The organism is Aquaticitalea lipolytica (assembly GCF_014641635.1).
GTDB lineage: Bacteria > Bacteroidota > Bacteroidia > Flavobacteriales > Flavobacteriaceae > Aquaticitalea > Aquaticitalea lipolytica.
Genome location: NZ_BMIC01000001.1, coordinates 1,145,115 through 1,167,434 on the forward strand (window position 1 = coordinate 1,145,115; position 22,320 = coordinate 1,167,434).

The 22,320-nt window shown below is 32.4% G+C and carries 22 protein-coding genes; 9 read left to right on the forward strand and 13 right to left on the reverse strand.

Going from position 1 to position 22,320, the window contains the following annotated elements; genetic code table 11:
• Positions 1–3: 3 nt before the first annotated feature.
• From trxA to IEW41_RS05340, 3 genes are all read right to left on the reverse strand, one after another.
• Positions 4–321 carry a thioredoxin gene (gene trxA / locus IEW41_RS05330; protein ID WP_188605258.1) on the reverse strand — a complete coding sequence of 106 codons (318 nt, stop codon included), beginning with the start codon at positions 319–321 and terminating at the stop codon, positions 4–6.
• A gap of 228 nt (positions 322–549) precedes the next feature.
• Positions 550–4,905 carry a DNA polymerase III subunit alpha gene (gene dnaE, locus IEW41_RS05335; RefSeq protein WP_188605259.1) on the reverse strand — a complete coding sequence of 1,452 codons (4,356 nt, stop codon included), beginning with the start codon at positions 4,903–4,905 and terminating at the stop codon, positions 550–552.
• 135 nt (positions 4,906–5,040) lie between these two features.
• Positions 5,041–5,508 (reverse strand): DUF6252 domain-containing protein, encoded by a 468-nt coding sequence (locus IEW41_RS05340; RefSeq protein ID WP_188605260.1) that lies wholly within the window; start codon positions 5,506–5,508, stop codon positions 5,041–5,043.
• Positions 5,509–5,699: 191 nt separating this feature from the next.
• Here IEW41_RS05340 and IEW41_RS05345 point away from each other — a divergent pair, with 191 nt between their 5' ends.
• From IEW41_RS05345 to IEW41_RS05365, 5 genes are all read left to right on the forward strand, one after another.
• The gene (locus IEW41_RS05345) at positions 5,700–6,296 is read left to right on the forward strand and encodes a 30S ribosomal protein S16 (RefSeq protein WP_188605261.1); all 597 of its coding nucleotides are present in this window, start codon (positions 5,700–5,702) and stop codon (positions 6,294–6,296) included.
• Positions 6,297–6,360: 64 nt separating this feature from the next.
• A complete protein-coding gene (gene rimM, locus IEW41_RS05350) occupies positions 6,361–6,894 on the forward strand; it encodes a ribosome maturation factor RimM (RefSeq protein ID WP_188605262.1) in 534 nt (177 codons plus the stop codon).
• On the forward strand, positions 6,887–7,603 hold the full coding sequence (locus tag IEW41_RS05355; RefSeq protein ID WP_188605263.1) for a tRNA1(Val) (adenine(37)-N6)-methyltransferase: 717 nt from the start codon (positions 6,887–6,889) through the stop codon (positions 7,601–7,603). The genes rimM and IEW41_RS05355 overlap by 8 nt, the downstream gene beginning before the upstream one ends.
• A 59-nt stretch (positions 7,604–7,662) precedes the next feature.
• The gene (locus IEW41_RS05360; RefSeq protein WP_188605264.1) at positions 7,663–8,841 is read left to right on the forward strand and encodes an acyl-CoA dehydrogenase family protein; all 1,179 of its coding nucleotides are present in this window, start codon (positions 7,663–7,665) and stop codon (positions 8,839–8,841) included.
• A 116-nt stretch (positions 8,842–8,957) separates the two neighbouring features.
• The gene (locus IEW41_RS05365) at positions 8,958–9,857 is read left to right on the forward strand and encodes a metallophosphoesterase family protein (protein WP_188605265.1); all 900 of its coding nucleotides are present in this window, start codon (positions 8,958–8,960) and stop codon (positions 9,855–9,857) included.
• On the opposite strand, the gene IEW41_RS05370 is transcribed toward IEW41_RS05365, so the two are convergent.
• The 7 genes from IEW41_RS05370 to trmB form a co-directional block, all read right to left on the reverse strand.
• On the reverse strand, positions 9,854–10,186 hold the full coding sequence (locus IEW41_RS05370; protein WP_188605266.1) for a 2Fe-2S iron-sulfur cluster-binding protein: 333 nt from the start codon (positions 10,184–10,186) through the stop codon (positions 9,854–9,856). The two genes, IEW41_RS05365 and IEW41_RS05370, sit on opposite strands and share 4 nt — an antisense overlap.
• Complete coding sequence (locus tag IEW41_RS05375) at positions 10,186–11,247, reverse strand: NAD(P)/FAD-dependent oxidoreductase (protein ID WP_188605267.1); 1,062 nt, start codon at positions 11,245–11,247, stop codon at positions 10,186–10,188. Before IEW41_RS05375 ends, IEW41_RS05370 begins: the two co-directional genes overlap by 1 nt.
• A 65-nt stretch (positions 11,248–11,312) precedes the next feature.
• Positions 11,313–11,555 (reverse strand): NifU family protein, encoded by a 243-nt coding sequence (locus IEW41_RS05380; protein WP_188605268.1) that lies wholly within the window; start codon positions 11,553–11,555, stop codon positions 11,313–11,315.
• Between the two features lie 3 nt (positions 11,556–11,558).
• Positions 11,559–12,695: an Mrp/NBP35 family ATP-binding protein gene (locus IEW41_RS05385; protein ID WP_188605269.1), complete on the reverse strand. Its 1,137-nt coding sequence runs from the start codon at positions 12,693–12,695 to the stop codon at positions 11,559–11,561.
• A 96-nt stretch (positions 12,696–12,791) separates the two neighbouring features.
• Entirely contained in the window at positions 12,792–13,121 is a 330-nt protein-coding gene (locus IEW41_RS05390; protein ID WP_188605270.1) for an MGMT family protein, read from the reverse strand.
• Positions 13,121–13,750 carry a LysE family transporter gene (locus IEW41_RS05395; protein ID WP_188605271.1) on the reverse strand — a complete coding sequence of 210 codons (630 nt, stop codon included), beginning with the start codon at positions 13,748–13,750 and terminating at the stop codon, positions 13,121–13,123. The genes IEW41_RS05390 and IEW41_RS05395 overlap by 1 nt, the downstream gene beginning before the upstream one ends.
• A gap of 2 nt (positions 13,751–13,752) precedes the next feature.
• Positions 13,753–14,427 (reverse strand): tRNA (guanosine(46)-N7)-methyltransferase TrmB, encoded by a 675-nt coding sequence (gene trmB / locus IEW41_RS05400; protein ID WP_188605272.1) that lies wholly within the window; start codon positions 14,425–14,427, stop codon positions 13,753–13,755.
• Between the two features lie 177 nt (positions 14,428–14,604).
• Here trmB and IEW41_RS05405 point away from each other — a divergent pair, with 177 nt between their 5' ends.
• Positions 14,605–15,651 carry a glycosyltransferase gene (locus IEW41_RS05405; protein ID WP_188605273.1) on the forward strand — a complete coding sequence of 349 codons (1,047 nt, stop codon included), beginning with the start codon at positions 14,605–14,607 and terminating at the stop codon, positions 15,649–15,651.
• Here the strand turns inward: IEW41_RS05405 and IEW41_RS05410 are convergent.
• Together IEW41_RS05410 and IEW41_RS05415 are read right to left on the reverse strand one after the other, a co-directional pair.
• Positions 15,634–16,677 (reverse strand): sensor histidine kinase, encoded by a 1,044-nt coding sequence (locus tag IEW41_RS05410; protein WP_188605274.1) that lies wholly within the window; start codon positions 16,675–16,677, stop codon positions 15,634–15,636. The genes IEW41_RS05405 and IEW41_RS05410 overlap by 18 nt on opposite strands.
• Positions 16,677–17,360 carry a response regulator gene (locus IEW41_RS05415; protein ID WP_188605275.1) on the reverse strand — a complete coding sequence of 228 codons (684 nt, stop codon included), beginning with the start codon at positions 17,358–17,360 and terminating at the stop codon, positions 16,677–16,679. The genes IEW41_RS05410 and IEW41_RS05415 overlap by 1 nt, the downstream gene beginning before the upstream one ends.
• A gap of 239 nt (positions 17,361–17,599) precedes the next feature.
• Here IEW41_RS05415 and IEW41_RS05420 point away from each other — a divergent pair, with 239 nt between their 5' ends.
• From IEW41_RS05420 to IEW41_RS05430, 3 genes are all read left to right on the forward strand, one after another.
• Complete coding sequence (locus IEW41_RS05420; RefSeq protein ID WP_229660173.1) at positions 17,600–17,890, forward strand: T9SS type A sorting domain-containing protein; 291 nt, start codon at positions 17,600–17,602, stop codon at positions 17,888–17,890.
• Between the two features lie 108 nt (positions 17,891–17,998).
• Positions 17,999–19,843 carry a T9SS type A sorting domain-containing protein gene (locus IEW41_RS05425; protein ID WP_188605277.1) on the forward strand — a complete coding sequence of 615 codons (1,845 nt, stop codon included), beginning with the start codon at positions 17,999–18,001 and terminating at the stop codon, positions 19,841–19,843.
• A 73-nt stretch (positions 19,844–19,916) separates the two neighbouring features.
• A complete protein-coding gene (locus IEW41_RS05430; protein WP_188605278.1) occupies positions 19,917–20,897 on the forward strand; it encodes a LuxE/PaaK family acyltransferase in 981 nt (326 codons plus the stop codon).
• A gap of 114 nt (positions 20,898–21,011) precedes the next feature.
• On the opposite strand, the gene tyrS is transcribed toward IEW41_RS05430, so the two are convergent.
• Positions 21,012–22,307 carry a tyrosine--tRNA ligase gene (gene tyrS / locus IEW41_RS05435; protein WP_188605279.1) on the reverse strand — a complete coding sequence of 432 codons (1,296 nt, stop codon included), beginning with the start codon at positions 22,305–22,307 and terminating at the stop codon, positions 21,012–21,014.
• Between the last annotated feature and the right edge of the window lie 13 nt (positions 22,308–22,320).

Genomic DNA, 22,320 nt, shown 5'->3' on the forward strand with positions numbered 1-22,320 from the left:
ATCTTACAAAAGACCATCAATAGCGTCAGTATAAGCATTTTTAGGTGCTACACCTACTTGACGACCAACAACTTCTCCGTTTTTAAATACTAAAACAGTAGGTATGTTACGCACGCCATATTTTGCAGCAAATTCTTGGTTGGCATCTACATCAACTTTACCAACTACAGCTTTACCAGCATACTCTTCACTAATTTGATCAATAATTGGTCCAACCATACGACATGGTCCACACCAAGCAGCCCAAAAATCTACCATTACTGGTTTATCACTTTTTAATACTGTTTCTTCAAACGTTGCATCTGTTATTTCTAATGCCATAATATCTTGTTTTTAATAGTTTTACTTTTTATTTATATGCAAAATTAGTCAAAAATTCTGCCAAACCTTACATGGTTAGTATTTGTTTTGATTATAACCCAATTGGCTGATGTTATCATTACTTTTTTGGCGCATAAACCAGGCTTTCGCAAGTCGCTCTTTACAAGGAGCTCCAACAATTGCTCAATCCTTTGCGCGTAGATTGCTACCTTCATAGGAATGACAAAACTAATTCAACTTATAAAACACATCGTTACTTGCTAACTCATCAAGCAGCTCTTGAGATATTTTTACTTTCTGTTTTCTACTAGACATATTTAATTTTAACTTTTCATCATTATCATAAATCACAAAATTAAGTGCATGATTGCCTTCGTGCATTTTAAACAAATCGTTTAAAATGTTAATTCTCTTTTCTTGTAAGTCTTTTATATCTAACTGAATTGATAGTTTCTTTGCATAAGTTTCCATAACATCATGCAATAACTGGAAGCTATTAAATTGAATTCTAGGATCGCTCTTTTTACCTGTATCTTTATTAGTCCAGCCTTCATTAACTCTTACTTTCACAAAAACAAATGAGTTTTTCACAAAAAAGTGCCTAAATCTTAAATACTCTTCTCCAAAAATTCTAAACTCAAAACTATCTGTGTAATCTTCTAATGTAAATAAAGCCCAGCCTTTACCTTGCTTGCTTACACGATGTTGCACATCTGTAACTACACCTCCAAAACATAATTCGCGGTTTACATAAGGCTCTAAATTTTTAAAGAATGCTAATGTTGCATTACAAAAGGTATTCATCTCTACTCTAAAATCATCTAAAGGATGACCTGAGATATATATTCCAACTACTTCTTTTTCTCGAGCAAGTTTTTCCATTGTTCCCCATTCTTCACACGGTGGAACCAAAGGTTCTGCAATTTGAACATCACTAGCGTCGCCAAACAAACTTACTTGTGCAGAATTTTCATTCTCTTGGTGCTTTGCACCATACTTTATTGCTTTTTCTAAAAATGTAATTCCGTCGCCTTCATCAGAAAAATATTGAGCTCTGTGTGTGTTATCAAAACAATCAAATCCTCCAGCAAGTGCTAAATTTTCAAAAGCTTTTTTGTTGGCTGCACGTAAATCGATTCGCTTTGCAAAATCAAAAATAGATTTGTAATTACCATCTTTTTTTCGATTTTCTACAATAGTAACTACAGCTCCATGACCAACTCCTTTTATGGCTCCCATTCCGAAGCGAACTGCATTGTCTTTATTTACCGAGAATTTATAGTAAGATTCATTAACATCTGGCCCAAGCACATTAAGTTTCATACGCTTACACTCTTCCATAAAGAAAGTCACCTGCTTAATATCGTTCATGTTATTAGACAAAACTGCTGCCATATATTCTGCAGGATAATGAGCTTTTAAGTATGCTGTTTGATAAGCAATCCATGCATAACATGTAGAGTGCGATTTATTAAATGCATAACTCGCAAAAGCTTCCCAATCTTTCCAGATTTTTTCTAAAACATCTTTTGGATGACCATTTTTCTCACCACCTTCCAAAAACTTAGGTTTCATTTTATCTAAAACAGATAAAATCTTTTTACCCATCGCTTTACGAAGTACATCGGCTTCACCTTTTGTAAAGTTTGCCAATCGTTGCGATAAGAGCATCACTTGCTCTTGGTATACTGTAATTCCGTAAGTTTCCTTAAGGTTATCTTCCATATCTGGAAGGTCATAGACAATCTCCTCTTCACCATGCTTTCTGCGAATAAAACTAGGAATATACTCCATTGGTCCAGGACGATAGAGCGCGTTCATAGCAATTAAATCATCAAAAACTGTAGGTTTTAAATCGCGTAAATGCTTTTGCATTCCTGCAGATTCGTACTGAAAAATCCCTACTGTATCTCCTCTTTGGAAAAGCTCATAGGTTTTCTCATCATCTAACGGAAAATTATCTGGATCTAATAAAACATTATGCTTTGCCTTAACAATTTTAACAGTATCCTTAATTAAGGTTAAAGTCTTCAATCCTAAGAAATCCATTTTTAATAATCCTGCATCTTCAACAACAGAGTTATCAAATTGAGTAACATATAAATCTGAATCCTTGGCAGTTGCAACTGGAACAAAATCGGTTATATCGCTTGGTGTAATAATTACACCACATGCATGTATCCCAGTATTTCTAACTGAACCTTCTAGTGTTCTTGCGAGATTAACAGTTTCAGCTTCTAAATCTTCACCATCAGAAATATTAAGCAGTTGGTTTACTTTTTCTAGGTCTTCAGCTCTAAATGCTTTACTTAATTGCTTTTCATCATATCCAAAAATCTTTCCTAGTTTGGACATAGTTGGAATCAACTTTGCAATTCTATCAGCATCAAATAATGGTAAATCTAAAACACGAGCTGTATCTCGAATAGATGATTTTGCAGCCATTGTCCCATAAGTGATGATTTGAGCAACTTGACTACTACCATATTTATTAATCACATAATCCATTACACGACCACGACCTTCATCATCAAAATCGATATCGATATCTGGCATACTTACACGATCAGGATTCAAAAAACGCTCAAAAAGCAAATTGTACTTTAATGGGTCTATATTCGTAATCCAAAGACAATAAGCTACAACAGAACCTGCTGCTGAACCACGACCTGGCCCAACAGAAACATCCATTTTTCGAGCTTCACGAATAAAGTCTTCAACAATTAAAAAATAACCTGGATAACCTGTTTTTTTAATAACATCGAGCTCAAAATCTAAACGCTCTTTTATCTCATCTGTAAGAACTTCATATCGCTTTTTTGCGCCCTCATATGTAATATGACGTAAATAATCATCTTCGTTTTCGAATGCATGAGGGATATCGAATTTTGGAAGTAATACTTCTCTAGCTAACTGATAATCTTCAATTTTATTAACTACTTCTTCAATATTTGAAATGGCTTCAGGTATATCTTTAAAAAGCAATTTCATTTCATCAGAAGACTTAAAATAATACTCCTGATTTGGTAATCCATACCTATATCCACGACCTCTTCCTATTGGTGTAGCCTGCTTTTCTCCATCTTTAACACATAATAAAATGTCATGTGCATTTGCGTCTTGCTTTTCAGCGTAATAAGCGTTATTGGTTGCAACAAGTTTTATATTGTGCTTTTTTGAAAACTCAACTAAAACAGAATTTACTCTATTTTCATCTTCTTGATTGTGACGCATAAGTTCGATATACAAATCGTCACCAAATTGTTCTTTCCACCAAAGTAAAGCCTCTTCAGCTTGACTTTCACCAACATTTAGAACTTTGCTTGGTACTTCGCCATATAGATTACCTGTAAGCACAATTAGATCTTCCTTATGTTTTTCTATAATAGCTTTATCAACTCTTGGCACATAATAAAATCCTTCGGTATAAGCAGAAGAAGAAAGTTTAGCCAAATTATGATATCCTTTTTTCGTCTTTGCCAAAAATACTATCTGATAACCATTATCTTTTCTGGTTTTATCTAATCGATCTTCACAAACAAAAAACTCACAACCAACAATAGGCTTAATTTCTTTTTCAGTTGGAGTTTCGCCTTTAGCAATTAGCTCTTCATTTTTAGCTTTTATAGCTTTATTATGATTAGTAACCTCCTTAACAAAATGGAACGCTCCCATCATATTGGCATGATCGGTTAATGCAACTGCAGGCATTTTTTGTTTGGCAGCATTTGCTACTAAATCTTTTATACTGATAGTAGATTGTAGTACCGAAAACTGCGAATGGTTATGCAAATGCACAAAATCTACTTCTTTTAGTTCTTGTATATTTTGAGCTATTTCAACTTTAGAAGGTTCAGCATCTGTTTGAAGCGATTGAATTTGCTTCTTTATTTTAGCACTTTCTTGCTTTAAGTTAATGTGTTTTAGCCCAATTAGTTGAATTTCAGAAGGGTTTGCTTCTTTGAAATTCTTAAAATAATCAGGCTGAACTTCTAATTGTTCTTTTGTGAATTCTTCTAATCTTATTAACTCAAAAAAGCAACGTGTTGTTGCTTCAACATCTGCTGTTGCATTATGAGCTTCTGCAAAAGGCACATTGAATAAAAATTCGTGTAACTCAGTTAGAGTTGGTAACTTAAATTTTCCATAACGACCACCTGGCAATTGGCAAAGTTCAGCAGTGTGCTCTGTACATGTATCTAGTACAGGTAACTCCTGTAATTTATTAGCAATATCAGCACGAATAAATTCGGCTCCCATAATATTTAAATCGAAGCCTACATTTTGTCCAACAACAAATTTGGTTTTGTTTAGTGCAGCATTAAATTTTTCTAAAACATCTGCTAAAGGAACTCCTTGCTCTTGAGCTAACTCTGTAGAAATACCATGTATTTTTTCTGCATCATAGGGAATATTAAACCCTTCAGGTTGTACCAAATAATCTTGATGTTCAATACAATTGCCCAAATCGTCATGCAATTGCCAAGCAATTTGAATACAACGTGGCCAATTATCTAAATCACTAATTGGAGCGTCCCAACGCTTTGGTAATCCTGTTGTTTCTGTATCAAAAATTAAGTACATAAAAGTGTTTTATCCTGAAAAAATAAGAACGTTAAAATTAATAAAAATTGAAGTTTTTAGAAGCAAAAGTTATAAACACTTGTAAACAAAAAACGCAACCTTAATGGCTGCGTTTTTTGTATTATTTTTTGTTTATTAATTTATTATTGGCACTCTATAAAAAACACCTTCATTAAATCCAACAGAATTTAAACCATCTGATGTAAAAGCATTAAATCTAAATGTACCTGTAAGTGTTCCTGGAGTTGATTCAGTTATTACTATTTCGCCAATTTCAGGATATATTGTAACACTAGGATCAGGAGTATTACTTGTTGAGTAAACTGTATCATTAAAATCTACAAAATTAGCTTTAGAAATTGTTGCATCACTTAACGTATAAGTTCCAGTATTTGAAGATACTACTGTAAATATCATTGATTCATTATTGTTTCCAGCTGTAATAGTTACCATTCCATTGGTTCCTATGGTTGCATTAAAATATGTAGCTCTCCATAAGTTGTAATCTTTATTACCTTGGAATCCTGGTGTATTAAATTCAACCTCATTACCACAACTCAATAATGTTACCATGGTTAAGAAAAGTAAGGCAATCTTTTTCATGCATTCAAATTTTTTGTTTTCAGTAAATTGAAACGCTAATTAAATAAAAAATAACGTTTTTAAGCGCTTAAAAGTATAATAAAATTTACACATTACTTAAATTAATAGAAAAAGTCTGAAATTCATAAAAATATATTATCTTTGCGCACTTATTAATAATCGAGGTCGAGAACCTCACTAATTAATTTTTTATGTCAGTTAAAATTAGATTACAAAGACACGGTAAAAAAGGTAAACCTTTTTTCTGGATTGTTGCAGCAGATGCAAGATCAAAAAGAGATGGTAAATACTTAGAAAAATTAGGTATTTACAATCCAAACACTAACCCAGCAACTATCGAATTAGATGTTGACGGCTCAGTAAAATGGCTTCAGAATGGTGCTCAACCTACTGATACGGCTAGAGCAATTTTGTCTTACAAAGGTGCTTTACTTAAAAATCATCTTGCTGGTGGTGTTAGAAAAGGTGCTTTAACCGAAGAACAAGCAGAAGCAAAATTTGCTGAATGGTTAGACAGCAAAGCTGGTTTGGTTGATGCTAAAAAAGAAAATTTAGCAAAAGCTCAAGCAGACGCAAAAGCTAAAGCTTTAGAAGCTGAAAAAGAAGTAAATGCTAAACGTGAAGCTGATGCTGCACAAGCAATTGCTGATGCTGAAGCTGCAGAAGCTGCTGCTAATGCTCCAGTTGAAGAAGCAACAGAAGCTACTGAAGAAGTTGAAGCTACTACAGAAGATGTAGTTGCTACTGAAGAGGCTCCAGCTGAAGATGCTGAAAAAACAGAAGAATAAAAAACATAATTTTTTATACTTTTAAACTCCGATACAACTTATCGGAGTTTTTTATTTAAATCCTATGCACAAAAAAGATTGTTTTTATCTCGGTAAAATTGTAAAAAAGTATAGTTTTAAAGGTGAATTACTTGTAAAACTAGATACTGATGAGCCCGAATTGTATGATGGCCTTGAATCAGTTTTTGTTGATTTAAGAAACAATTTAGTGCCCTTTTTTATTGAGTCATCTCAACTACATAAATCTGAATTGCTACGCATAAAATTTGAAGATGTAGATACTGAACAAGATGCAGATTCACTTTTAAAATGTGATTTATATTTACCTCTCGAATTTTTACCAAAACTTGAAGACGGAAAATTTTATTTTCATGAAATTATAGGATTCAAAGTTGAAGATGTCAATTTTGGAGCTGTCGGCATTGTTAAATCTATTAATGATTCTACTTCACAACCTTTATTTGAAATTGATCGTGATGGCATTGAAATATTAATCCCAATGAATGATGCATTTATAAAAAAAGTTGATAAAAAGAAGAAAATTATCACTGTAGATACTCCCGAAGGATTGATTGATTTATATTTAGACAATGTCTAATCTCCCTTTTAAATTTAAAGAATTCTCCATTAATCAAGACCAATGCGCAATGAAAATTGGAACTGATAGCGTGCTTCTTGGCGCTTGGACATCACTTGAAAAAAGACCATTTTCAATTTTAGATATTGGTAGTGGAACAGGTGTTTTAGCCTTAATGTTAGCACAACGCAGTCTTGCTGAACTTATTGATGCCGTTGAAATAGATGAAAACGCTTACGAGCAGTGTGTAGAGAATTTTGAACAATCACCTTGGAGTGATAGACTTTTTTGTTACCATGCTTCTCTAGAAGAATTTACTGATGAGATTGAAGATAAATACGACCTCATCATTTCTAATCCTCCTTTTTATTCAGAAGATTACAAATCTGAAAACAATCAGCGTGATTTAGCTAGGTTTGTTGATGCTATGCCTTTTGAACATCTACTTGAAAGTGTTTCAAAATTATTAGCAGAAGACGGTGTTTTTTCTGTGATAATTCCATTTAAAGAAGAAACTTCTTTTATTGCATTAGCATCTCAAATGAGTCTATTTGTAAACAAAAAACTACATTTAAAAGGCACTCCTACATCAGACATTAAACGTAGTCTTTTAGAATTTTCTTTTCAAGAAAGTGATATAAAAACTAATGAGCTTATTATAGAAACTGCAAGACACCAATACACCCAAGATTATATAAATCTAACTAAAGATTTCTACTTAAAAATGTAGTTTATAATTGTACACTGCAAACGATTTCGTTACTTTTGCTATACAATTAAAATTACAATATGAAGCCAGATTTATTTCAAGCACCTGACTATTACAATTTAGACGATTTATTATCTGAAGAACACAAACTTGTTCGTGATTCTGCTCGTGCATGGGTTAAAAAAGAAGTATCACCAATCATCGAAGAATATGCACAACGTGCTGAATTTCCTAAACAAATTATTAAAGGTTTGGGCGAAATTGGTGGTTTTGGGCCTTATATTCCTGTTGAGTATGGTGGAGCAGGTTTAGACCAAATTAGTTATGGTTTAATTATGCAAGAAATTGAACGTGGAGATTCTGGTGTTAGATCAACTTCATCTGTACAATCTTCATTAGTTATGTATCCAATATGGAAGTATGGTAATGAAGAACAACGTCAAAAATATTTACCAAAATTAGCAACTGGTGAATTTATTGGTTGCTTTGGTTTAACTGAACCAGATCATGGGAGTAATCCTGGTGGTATGGTTACTAATTTTAAAGATATGGGAGACCATTATCTTTTAAATGGAGCAAAAATGTGGATTTCAAATGCTCCTTTTGCTGATATAGCTGTAGTTTGGGCTAAAAATGAAGAAGGACGAATTCATGGTTTAATTGTTGAGCGTGGTATGGAAGGATTTTCTACTCCTGAAACCCATAATAAATGGTCACTTCGAGCTTCAGCTACTGGTGAGCTTATTTTTGATAATGTGAAAGTACCAAAGGAAAATTTACTACCTAATAAGTCTGGATTAGGAGCGCCATTAGGCTGTTTAGATTCAGCTCGTTATGGTATTGCTTGGGGAGCAATTGGTGCTGCAATGGATTGTTATGATACTGCGTTACGCTATAGTAAAGAAAGAATTCAATTTGGCAAACCAATTGGACAATTCCAACTACAACAAAAGAAACTTGCCGAAATGATTACTGAAATAACCAAGGCACAGTTATTAACGTGGAGACTTGGTGTATTACGAAATGAAAACAGAGCCACTTCAGCACAAATATCGATGGCTAAACGAAACAATGTTGATATGGCAATCAATATTGCTCGCGAAGCTAGACAAATGCTTGGAGGAATGGGAATTACTGGAGAATATAGTATTATGCGTCATTCAATGAACCTTGAAAGTGTTATTACTTATGAAGGCACACATGATATTCATTTACTTATTACAGGAATGGATGTTACAGGATTAAACGCTTTTAAATAAGTCGCTAAACAACATTTGATTATCTAACTCCAACGAGTTAGATTAAATATGAATTTATGATAATGCTTCTCTAAAATGGGAAGCATTTTTTATTCAATTTTGTTTACATTTACTAAATGTTTTCAGCTAAAAAACGATTAGATAGAGCTTATAAGAATGCAAAAGTTATCAATTTTGATAACTCGAGTAAATTTATTCTATTTAGTGATTGTCACAGAGGTGATAATAGCTTCGCAGATGATTTTGCTAATAATAGAAATATATACTTCCACGCTTTAAAACATTATTATTCTGAAGGATTTAGTTATTGTGAAGTTGGTGATGGAGACGAACTTTGGGAAAATTTGTCGTTTACACCTATACTAGAGGCACATAAAAATGTGTATATGTTGATGAAATTGTTTCATGAACAAAATAGATTGCACATGATTTGGGGAAATCATGACATGGTGTATCGTGATCCAAAATATGTAGAAAAGCACTTATCAACTTATTTTGATGAAAAACTAGGAGAAGAAGTTGAACTTTTTTGTGATATTAAATATCATGAAGGCATTATAATAAAACATACTGAAACGCAACAAGAGCTGTTTTTAACCCATGGACATCAAGCCGATTGGTGGAATTACACCTTTTGGAAATGGAGTCGGTTTTTGGTGAGAATACTTTGGAAACCATTAAACGTTATGGGAATTGCTGATCCAACTAGTCCTGCGAAAAACTACAAAGAACTTATAAAAGTGGAACGTAGAACAAAAAAGTGGATTGCAGATAATAATAATTTAATTACCATTGTTGGTCATACTCATAGACCTCGATTTCCAAATCCTGGTGATATCGCTTTTTTTAATGATGGTAGCTGTGTGCATCCAAGAAGCATTACAGGTATTGAAATTGAAAATGGTGAAATCTCGCTTATAAAATGGCAGATTGACACTAATGAAGATGGCATTTTACAAATTGTAAGAGTACTTCTTGAAGGTCCTAGAAAATTGATTGATTATAAAACGGATTAGCTTTCAGGAGCTAACTCCACTTCCAAACCTTCCAAATCTGGAGTAATACGAATTTGGCAACCTAATCGCGAATTATCTTTAACATAAAACGCTTCAGAAAGCATCGCTTCTTCATCATCTTGTATTTCTGGTAATGTTGTATCACTCAATACATAACATTGACAGGAAGCACACATCGCCATTCCTCCACAAATTCCAATTGTACCTTCAGGTGCTAGTTCATACGAACGAACTACTTCCATAAGATTCATTGCCATATCTGTAGGAGCCAACACTTCGTGTGTTACACCTTCTCTATCAGTTATTTTTATGCTAATATCTTGTTCCACTAATTAATAGATTTTACAACTTGCTTAGGCGCTTCTTTTCGAGTACCATCAAAACCATCAACACCACTAACTGTTGTGTATTTTAACACATATTTCTTACCAGGATTAATAATTTGATAAGCTGCTTGACACATTAGTGTTGCCTCATGAAATCCGCATAAAATTAATTTTAATTTTCCTGGATAAGTATTCACATCGCCAATTGCAAAAATACCTGGTATATTAGTTTGGTAATCTAACGCATTGTTGACTTTTATAGCATTTTTTTCAATCTCTAATCCCCAATTAGCAATTGGGCCTAGTTTTGGTGACAAGCCAAATAATGGGATAAAATGATCACACTCTATTTCAAATTCTTTTTGAATATGTTCCGCTTGTGAGACTACCACTGCTTCCACTTTATCATGTCCAACGACATTAATAACCTCAGCAGGTGTGATAAGTTTAATTTTGCCTTTGTTTTTTAGTTCTTGCACTTTCTCAACAGAATCTAAAGCACCTCGGAATTCATTTCGTCTGTGAATTAAGGTTACTTCAGATGCTACTTTAGATAAAAAGATACTCCAATCGAGTGCAGAATCACCACCTCCAGAAATTACCACACGTTTGTTTCTATATACTTCTGGGTCTTTAATAAAATACTCAACACCTTTATCTTCAAAAAATGTAATATTATCTATAAGTGGTTTTCTAGGCTCAAAACTACCTAATCCACCAGCAATTGCTACAACAGGAGCTTGGTGCTTGGTGCCTTTATTTGTAGTTACTACAAAACTACCATCTTCTTGCTTTTCAATAGTTTCTGCACGTTCACCTAGTGTAAACCCAGGCTCAAACTGTTTGCACTGCTCTAATAAATTATTTGTTAAATCTCCTGCAAGAATTTCTGGAAATCCTGGAATATCATAAATAGGTTTTTTAGGATAAATTTCTGAACACTGACCTCCTGCTTGAGGCAAAGCATCTATTAAATGACATTTTAACTTTAGTAAGCCAGCTTCAAAAACAGCAAATAAGCCTGTTGGACCAGCTCCAATGATAAGTATATCGGTTTTAATCATGAATTTTTAAATTTCGAGAACAAAGTTATTATTGCAAATTCTTAATTTTTATGATATTAATCACTTTAAGCTTCAATATTTATAACTTTTTCTATTTGAGGTGCATATTTTTTAATAGTCATCTCTACACCAGATTTTAATGTCATTTGGTTAACACTACATCCAACACAAGCACCTTGCAACTGTACTTTTACCAATTTATCATCTTCAATTGATAATAAAGAGATGTCTCCTCCATCACTTTGTAAAAATGGTCGAATTTCATCTAATGCTTTCTCTATATTTAATCTAAGTTCTTCTGTGGTCATAGACTATTTTTTAACTGCTGAACATCCAGCCATTGTTGTGATTTTAATTGCTTCGGTTGGAGGTAAATCATCATTACGTCTTACTACTTCTTGCACTACATTTTGAGTTAATTTCTCAAAAGCACTTTCTAATACTGTAGCTGTTTGTAATGCTGCTGGACGACCAACATCGCCTGCCTCTCTTATACTTTGTACTAGTGGAATTTCTCCAATAAAAGGGACTTTTAAATCTTCTGCTAAGTTTTTAGCACCTTCTTTTCCAAAAATATAATATTTATTGTTTGGCAACTCTTCTGGTGTAAAGTATGCCATATTTTCAATGATACCTAATACTGGCACATTAATGCTTTCTTGCTGAAACATAGCGACACCTTTTTTAGCATCAGCTAAGGCTACATTTTGAGGTGTACTTACAACAACAGCTCCTGTAATTGGTAGTGATTGCATAATACTTAAATGAATATCTCCAGTTCCAGGCGGCAAATCGATAAGCATAAAATCTAATTCTCCCCAATGTGCATCAAAAATCATTTGGTTTAACGCTTTTGCAGCCATTGGTCCTCTCCAAACTACTGCTTGATTTGGTTGAGTAAAAAACCCAATAGATAGTACTTTTACACCATAATTTTCGACAGGCTTCATTTTAGATTTTCCATCAACATTTACTGCTAAAGGTCTTTCATTTTCTACATCAAACATTATTGGGATTGATGGCCCATAAATATCGGCATCTAATACACCAACTTTAAAACCCATTTTAGCTAAAGTCACAGCTAAATTTGCTGTTACTGTAGATTTACCAACTCCTCCTTTACCTGAAGCTACTGCAACAATGTTTTGAATACCAGGAATTGCTTTCCCTTTTATAACATTTACAGCTGGTTTTGCTGGAGCATCTACTTTAACATTTACAGTAATTTTGGCTTTTTCATACACCAAATTATGTATTGTTTGTAAGATTTCAACCTCTGTTTTCTTTTTTGCTTGAAGGCTTGGGTTTTTAATTGTAATATCTACAATAACCTCATCACCAAACGTAATTATATTGGTAACAGCTCCACTTTCTACCATGTTTTGTCCTTCGCCAGGAGCAGAAATAGTTTCGAGTGCTTTGTATATATCTTGCTTGTTAAGTTTCATATTTATTAAGAATCATTCTAAAGTGCAAATATACTGCGAATTGTTTAGAATTTGAAACCCTTTTATTGAAATGATTGATTTGAATATTGGCATAAATTATAGCTCTTTTGAAGGGTCCCAATATACTTTATCGAAATTCTGAATTTGATTGTCTTTTACTTTAATGCCTTCGCTTTCTAATAACTGTTGCATAAGGTTAGTCCCATCAAAATGATGCTTACCAGTAAGCAAACCTTTTCGATTAACTACGCGGTGCGCTGGAACATCTTTACCTACAGAACCATTCATTGCATAACCAACCATACGCGCACTACGAGCTGCTCCAAGGTGTTTTGCAATTGCGCCATAACTTGTTACTCTACCATAAGGTATAAGTTTAGCAACTTCATAAACTTTATCGAAAAAATTTAAAGTCTCTTGCTGCATTATAATTCCATTAAAATATTAATGAGTGTAACTCCTGCAATAATGCCTGTAATTGTACCAATTAGGTAGTTCATGTTTTTTTGTGATGTAAACTTTTTACTTCTAATTCTGTGAAAGAAGAAAATATACATATATAACATAACAAAAGTACCCATTGTTGCACCTGTAACATAAGCAATAACCGAAATCTTTTCAAAACTCATCCAGCCAAAAGACGCTACTGTAATAGTCATATAAGCCTGATATGGAATTGGAAACACATTTATTGCAGACAAAAACATACCTTGAAAAAAACGACTGTGCTTACTTTTTGTATGTGGCTCTATATCTGGTTTAGGGTCAGATTTTGCAATTAGAAGAAAGTAAATTGTTATAAGAACAAAAATTACAAAAGCTACACGCTGTAAAATTTCGACAACATCTCTATGGTTGTTTAAATATCTTGCAAACATAGATGCTATATAAGTTTGCAAAAAAACGATTACACAAACTCCTATTGAAAACACAATACCTCTGCCATATCCTTCTTTTAAACTAATTTTGGCAGCAGTCATATTTAATAATCCAGGTGGAATCACACCTACAAGTGCGATTATTAATCCTAGAAAAAATATAACTGTAATATTCAAGATTATTTAATTTTAAATCTAATATAGGTAATTGCTTTGTTTTTCTCTAAATATTGGCTTTCATAAAATGTTTGAATGGCTGTAACTTCTTCTGGACTTCCTTCTTGTTTATAAACATTATGGTTTGCATAAAGCACCTCGTGTCCTGCACCATGTAATAACCCAAGTGTATAACCATGCATAAACTCGCTGTCGGTTTTTAAATTTACAACACCATCTGGTTTTAGAATTTTTTTATATCGTTCTAAAAACTCAGAATTTGTCATTCTGTGCTTTGTGCGTTTGTATTTTATTTGTGGATCTGGAAAGGTAATCCATATTTCATCTACTTCTTTTTCGGCAAAAGCATATTCAATAAGCTCTATTTGTGTGCGTAAAAAAGCTGCATTTTTAATTCCTTCTTCAACAGCTGTTTTTGCTCCTCTCCAAAAACGAGCACCTTTAATATCTATACCAATAAAATTTTTGTTTGGATATTTTTTTGCCAACCCAATGGTGTATTCTCCTTTTCCACAACCCAACTCTAAAATTAATGGATTATTGTTTTTAAAAAAACTTGAATTCCACTGTCCTTTTAGATTAAATTCTCCATTTACCAGCTCGTCTCTTTTTGGTTGAACTACATTAGCAAAGGTTTCGTTTTCATTAAAACGCTTAAGTTTATTTTTACTTCCCACTACTTTAATTTAAATTTTTGGTAAAATTAAGGAAATATATGGTAGTGATTATATGCTTATCTTTGAATGTTACTCTAATTTGCGTGAGGGGTTGAAGCGACATCCTTTTTGCTTAGCAAAAAGATATAGCGTGAAACCCGACTTTTTGCAAAGCAAAAGTCACGCCCTTAAAAATAGATGAAGAAAAGAATTTTAGTCGCACCATTGAATTGGGGATTGGGTCATGCTACTCGGTGTATCCCTTTAATTAATGCCCTTTTACAGCATAATTTTGAACCTATTATTGCTAGTGATGGTGTTGCTTTAGCACTTTTAAAAAAGGAATTTCCAAAAATTACTTGCATAGAATTGCCTGCATATAATATAAAATATGCGAAGAAAGGTTACTTGTTTAAATTTAAACTTTTAAAGGATTCGCCAAAAGTAATTAAAGCTATAAAAGCGGAAAAAAGAGCAGTTAAAAATATTATTGATACTTATAAAATTGATGGTGTTATTTCTGATAACAGATTAGGGGTTTATAATAAAAATTTGCCATGTGTTTTTATAACTCATCAATTACAAGTTTTAAGTGGTAATACAACTTGGTTGAGTACAAAACTTCATAAGAAAATTATACAAAATTTTAATGAATGTTGGGTTCCTGATAATAGAGATGAACCTAATTTAAGCGGTAAATTAGGTCATACTGAAAATGGTCATTTAAACACTAAATACATTGGGCCTTTAAGCAGGTTTAAAAAAGTTGATTGTGATATTAAATATGATGTTATGGTTTTGTTATCTGGACCAGAACCTCAGCGCACAATGCTTGAAGAAAAGTTATTGATTGATTTTGAGTCTTATTCTGGGAAAGTGCTTTTTGTGAAAGGAGTAGTTGAAAAGGAGTTCTCATTAATTAAAAAAAATAATTTAACTATTTGTAATTATATGACTAGTGATGTGCTAGAAAAGGCATTAAACGAAAGTAGTTTTATTGTATCTAGATCTGGTTATACAACTATAATGGATTTAGCCAAATTAGGAAAGAAAGCATTTTTTATTCCAACGCCTGGACAGTTTGAACAAGAATATTTAGCTAAACGATTGTTTGATGGTGGCTTTGTGCCTTACTGTAAACAAGATGATTTTTCAATTGATAAACTTGAAACAATAAAAGATTATAAAGGGCTTGAAAATTTTGATTATGAAGTAAATTTTAAACGATTATTTAGCCTTTTCTAGAGTAAATGAAAACTCACTACCTACTGCTGGTTCGCTCTCTATATATATTTTTTCTTCGTGAGCTTCAATAATATGCTTAACAATTGCTAGCCCAAGTCCTGAACCGCCTTCTTTTCTGGATCCGCTTTTATCAACTCTGTAAAAACGTTCAAATAATCGTGGGATATGCATTTTTTCAATTCCTTCGCCATTGTCTGTTACGCGAACTATGACTTTGTTTTTAATTAAGTTTTCGATACTTACTTCGGTAGTTCCTTTTTCTCTACCATATTTTATTGAGTTAACCACAAGATTTGTAAGCACTTGCTGAATTCGTTCCTTATCAGCCATTACATTAATTGGGTTTTGGTAATCCATATCGAAGGTTAGTGTAATTTTCTTCTTTGCTGCTTTCATTTCAAGCAAATCGAAAACACTTTTCACTAATTCTATAATATCAAATTCTTCTACTTTCAGACTTAAATCACCAACTTCTAATTTGGTAATCATGTCTAAATCTTTTACAATATAAATAAGCCGTTCAACACCTTTATTTGCTCTGTTAAGATATTTTTCTCTTATTTTCTTATCTTTCATAGCGCCATCAAGAAGCGTTAAAATATAGCCTTGTACTGTAAATAGTGGTGTTTTTAATTCGTGTGATACATTTCCTAAAAACTCTTTTCTGTATTCTTCTCTTACTTTTAAGGTTTCAATCTCTAATTTTTTATCTCTAGCAAATTTGTCGATTTCTTGTGTAAGTGTAGCCATATCTGTAGTGATTGGCTTATTTATAAGCGATGTAGACTCTAAAAGTGTTAAATCGTCATATATTTTTTTTACACGTTTATAAATAAAACGCTCAACCCTATATTGTGTAATTAAGAAACAGGTTATGTAACATATAATAAAAAAAGCAATAATGTATTCCCAATTAACGGCATTACTTAAATACAAAAAAACACTCATAAAGAGCGTTAAAAAAATAGTTATGTATAGCGATGTTTTAATCGCAAACTTGTAAGTTTTTTTTAGTTTATTTTGCATTAATCTACAAACTTATACCCAACACCTTTAACGGTTTTAAAGCTATCATCACCAATCTTTTCACGAAGTTTTCTAATATGCACATCTATAGTACGACCTCCAACTACAACTTCATTTCCCCAAACTTTGTCTAAAATTTCTTCGCGATTATAAACTTTACCTGGTTTTGTTGCCAACAAAGATAACAATTCAAACTCTTTTCTTGGCAGAATTATTTCTTTGCCTTTATGAGTAATTTTGTATTCTTCTCTATTAATAATTAAACCACCAACCTTCATTATACCTTCAGATGTATCATCTTCTTTTAATCGTCTAAGTAAAGCTTTTACCTTACTTACTAATACTTTTGGCTTTATTGGTTTAGTAATATAATCATCAGCACCAGCATCAAAACCAGCTACTTGTGAGTAATCTTCGCCTCTTGCTGTTAAAAATGTAATAATAGTATTACTTAAATCTGGTATTTTTCTAATCTGTTCACATGCTTCAATGCCATCCATTTCAGGCATCATCACATCTAAGATTATTAATTGAGGTTTTTCTTTTTTTGCCTTTTTAACGGCTTCCAAACCATTTTCTGCTGTAATAACGTCATAACCTTCTGATGATAAGTTGTAACCAACTATTTCTAAAATATCTGGCTCGTCATCAACTAATAAAATTTTAATTTCTCTTTTTTTCATTTCTTTAGATTATAAAAATGGCATTGTAAAGATAAGATTAATAACAAAAAATTATAACAACAAGACTATTAATAACATTAAGATAACTTTTAGTAAATGTTGTATATACATTATGTCGAGTTTTTTTATTGTTTAACATTTTTTTGGTACATAATTTGAGTTAATTTTATAATTTTAAATTTAAGTTGATTTATTTGATGAAAAATTACTTTTACATTTTAGTTTTTACGATTTTTTTAATGGTTCCGCTTAGTGGTTTTTCACAGGTGGCAGAATCATATAAATCTGATGATACAACTATTGCAGGACTGTCAATATATCCTAATCCTGTAAGTAATGGTAAAATTTATATAACTACTACAAAAAACTTAACTAAAGACATTGAGATTTTTGATGTTTTAGGAAAAAAAATACACTCTTCTTCATTATTTGGCAACGAGTTAAATGTATCAAAACTAACACCTGGAATTTATATCCTTAAAATTAAGGAAAACAATATTTCGGCCACAAGAAAGCTGGTTGTTAGATAATTGCATTCCAAATGTTATTATATTGTAAAATAGGTTATTGAACTTATCAAGGCTATATTTTTGTCTAAATTATCATTATATTTGTCAAGATTTATAAATTAATTAATTATGAAAAAAATTTACTTTTTATTTTCCCTTTTATCGCTTTTAAGTTTTAATACCTTTTCTCAAGGTAATGAAAACTTTAATGGCTTTGTTTCTGCTACTTCATCATATGTTAATGGAACGTTTGTTGGACAAGATGGTTCTAACTGGACGTACACACAATGTAGAGGAGATGTAGCAATTAATTCAAATGCGTTAATGATTGGAAGAAATAGAACGCCTCAATCAGAAACTTTTTCTGGAACCATTTCTGGAGGTGTTGGAACCATTTCTTTTAACTATATGCAAGCTTTCTCTACTAATGTTAACTTAAATGTATTAGTTAATGATGTAGTAGTTGGTACTGTTACTAGTTCTGGTGAACAAAACGTGGTTAAAGCATCAGGTGCTATAACAGTTAATCAACCAGGTGACGTTGTTATAAAATTTAGAAATGTTAACAACAGTGATGGCCAAGTTGTAATAGATGATGTTGTATGGACTGGTTATACTGGAGCTGCAGAGCCAAACTTGGTTATTTCTTCTCCATCTGACAATGCTGTTTATCCTGGAGGAACTACAAGTGTAGATGTATCTATTATCGTTCAAAATTTTGTTGTTGGCAACCCAGGAGCAGGTATTGATGGTCATATTCATTGGACAATTAATGGTGCTGCGCAGCCTATGAAATATGATGTAGCTGATGTAAGTATTCCTGTTGTAGACGGTCAGTCTTATACTGTTTTTATGCAATTAGTTGATAATAGTCATACACCTATAGTGCCTAATGTTAATGCAACTGTTAACTTCTCTGTTGAGTACCCTTGCGATTTAGTTCTTGGTACAATTACTACAACTTGTGATGCAGTAACAGCTGGTATAGATACTTACACGACTACTATTGATTTTACTGGTGGTGGAACTTCAACTTACACTATTGATACAGGTGGTAATGGTACAGTTGGTGGTCAAAATCCTTCATCTGTTGCATCTGGTCAAATTATTATAACTGGAGTTAACGAAGGAACTGACTTTTCAGTAAATGTTACTGGAGATGTTGCTAACAGTAGTTGTGTTATAAACAGAAATATTAACAGCCCTTCTTGTGTATCTGCAACATGTTCTAATCCTGGTGATATAATTATTACAGAGATAATGCAAAACCCTGCAATTAATAGTGATCCAGCTGGAGAATATTTTGAAGTATACAATACAACTGGCTCACCTATTGACATGAGTGGTTGGATAATTAAAGATGATTTAACACCTGCTGAAACTCACACTATAGTATCGCTAATAGTTCCTGCAAATGGATATGCAGTTATTGGAAATGCTGCTACTCCTAATGGAGGTGTGACAATGAACTATACATATGGAAATGATATTTCTTTAGGTAATGGAGCAGATGGATTAATAATTGAATGTTCTTCAACTATTATTGACCAAGTTATTTGGGATGGAGGTCCTGTATTCCCAGACCCAACAGGAGCTAGTATGGAGCTTGCCACTAATAAATATAATGCTACAGATAACGACCTAGGTGAAAATTGGGGAACTGCAGTGACTCCTTTTGGAGATGGAGATTTAGGTACTCCTGGTTCAGCAAATGACTTTGTCCTTTCTGTTGATCAGTTTGAAACTAACAACTTTAGTATCTATCCTAACCCAACATCAACTGGTTTTGTGACTATTACAAGTAATAATAGTGAAGTTATGTCTGTTGCAGTTTATGATATTTTAGGAAAACAAATAATTAATCAAACTGTTAACAATAACCGTTTGAATGTTTCAGGATTAAATTCTGGAATTTACATTATTAAAATTTCTCAAAATAATGCTTCAGTAACTAAAAAATTAGTGATTAAATAATTTTTACTTTTTAATATTTTAAAAGCGTTGTCTTAGTTGGCAACGCTTTTTTATTTTATCTACTTTTGCATTGATGATAAACACAAATGCAATTTTTAACATTTCAACAGAAGATGAGTTTAATAACTTAGCTTTAAAAATATTCAAACACCAGTTTGAAAACAACCCTGTTTATCGCTCGTTTTGTGATTTACTTTACAAACACCCAAGTGATGTAAGGTCTATTAACGAAATCCCATTTTTACCAATTCAGTTTTTTAAATCGCATGACGTTTTAAGTAACATAAACACTGTTGAAAAAACGTTTTCCAGCTCAGGAACTACAGGCAGTATAACTAGTAAACATCATGTTACAGACCTAAATATTTACAAAGAAAGTTTTACTAAAGGATTTGAGTGCTTTTATGGACCTATTGAAGATTATGTAATCTTAGCTTTGTTGCCTTCTTATTTAGAACGCGAAGGCTCTTCATTAATCTATATGGTTGAGGATTTCATTAAAACATCTAAACATCCTGAAAGTGGTTTTTATTTGAACAACCTGTCTGAATTAAATGAAACACTTACAGTTTTAGATAAAAAAGGAAAAAAAATATTATTAATTGGTGTCTCTTTTGCGCTTTTAGATTTAGTTGAATCTTATCAGTTTCAGCTTAAAAATACTGTTGTAATGGAGACTGGAGGAATGAAAGGACGTAGAAAAGAATTGGTTAGAGATGAACTTCATACAATTTTAAAACAAGGTTTTGGAGTAAATACTATACATAGCGAATACGGAATGACCGAATTGCTAAGTCAAGCATATTCGAAAGGCAATGGTGTTTTTGAATGTCCTAAATGGATGAAAATACTAACCAGAGATACTGAAGATGCACTTACCATTTTACCTCAACAACAAAATGGAGGTATTAATGTGATAGATTTGGCAAATATTAACTCCTGTTCATTTATTGCAACTCAAGATTTGGGTAAAGTACATCATGATGGAACATTTGAAATTATTGGCCGATTTGATAACAGTGATATTAGAGGTTGTAATTTAATGGTTTTGTAAGTAATTAATAAGAAAGTCGACATAATAAACAACTATAGTTATTGAAAAAGAAAATAGTTGTTAGTTATTTTAAAAAAGCCTGATTTAGTAATTAAATCAGGCTTTTGCTTTTGTTTAGTTTACTACAATAACGTAGTAGTTTTTCTTACCTCGTTGTAATAAGACAAATTTGTTGTTAATTAAATCGTCTTTAGTAATAATATAATCTTCAGCAACTTTTTCTTTATTGACTGAAATAGCATTTTCACCTAAAGCTCGTCGTGCTTCGCCATTAGATTTTAAAAATTCTGTTTTAGCAGATAGTGCAGCAATCATATCTAAACCTTCATCAATATCAGCTCTAGAAATTTCTGCTTGTGGCACACCATCAAACACATCTAAAAAAGTTTTTTCATTCAATCGTTTTAAATCATCACTTGTTGATTTTCCAAACAATATATCACTAGCTCTTATAGCATTCTCTAAATCATCAGTAGAGTGAACCATTGCTGTAATTTCTTCGGCTAAACGCTTTTGTAATTGTCTTAAATGTGGTGCTTCTTGATGTTCTTTAATAAGTGTATTAATCTCCTCTTGAGTTAAAAACGTAAATATTTTTATATACTTTTCTGCATCTTCATCACTTGAGTTAAGCCAATATTGGTAAAATTTATAAGGCGATGTGCGTTCTGCATCAAGCCAAACATTACCTCCTTCACTCTTACCAAATTTAGACCCATCACTTTTTGTAATTAAAGGACAGGTTATAGCATATCCTTTACCATTACCTATACGACGAATTAATTCTGTACCTGTAGTAATATTTCCCCATTGGTCACTTCCTCCCATTTGTATAGTACAATCGTTATGTTTGTATAAATGAAGAAAATCATAACCCTGTACCAATTGGTAAGTAAACTCAGTAAAACTCATTCCGTCTGTAGATTCAGAAGAAATTCTGTTTTTAACAGAGTCTTTAGCCATCATGTAATTAACAGTAATATGCTTACCTACATCACGAATAAACTCAAGGAATGAAAAATCTTTCATCCAATCATAATTATTTACTAAAACAGCAGCATTACCAGATTTGCTCTCAAAATCTAAAAAGTGTGATAATTGCTTTTTAATAGCTTCTTGGTTATGACGCAGAGTTTTTTCATCTAACAAATTACGTTCACTAGATTTCCCTGAAGGATCACCAATCATACCTGTTGCACCTCCAACCAAAGCAAAAGGCTTATGTCCACATCTTTGATAATGTGCAAGCAGCATTATAGGCACTAAATTACCAATATGTAAAGAATCAGCTGTTGGATCAAAACCAACATAAGCACTTCGCATGCTTTCCATTAAATGTTCTTCAGCACCTGGCATTACATCGTGTATCATGCCTCTCCAAGTTAATTCTTCTACAAAATTCTTTATCATTTGGTGAAATTTT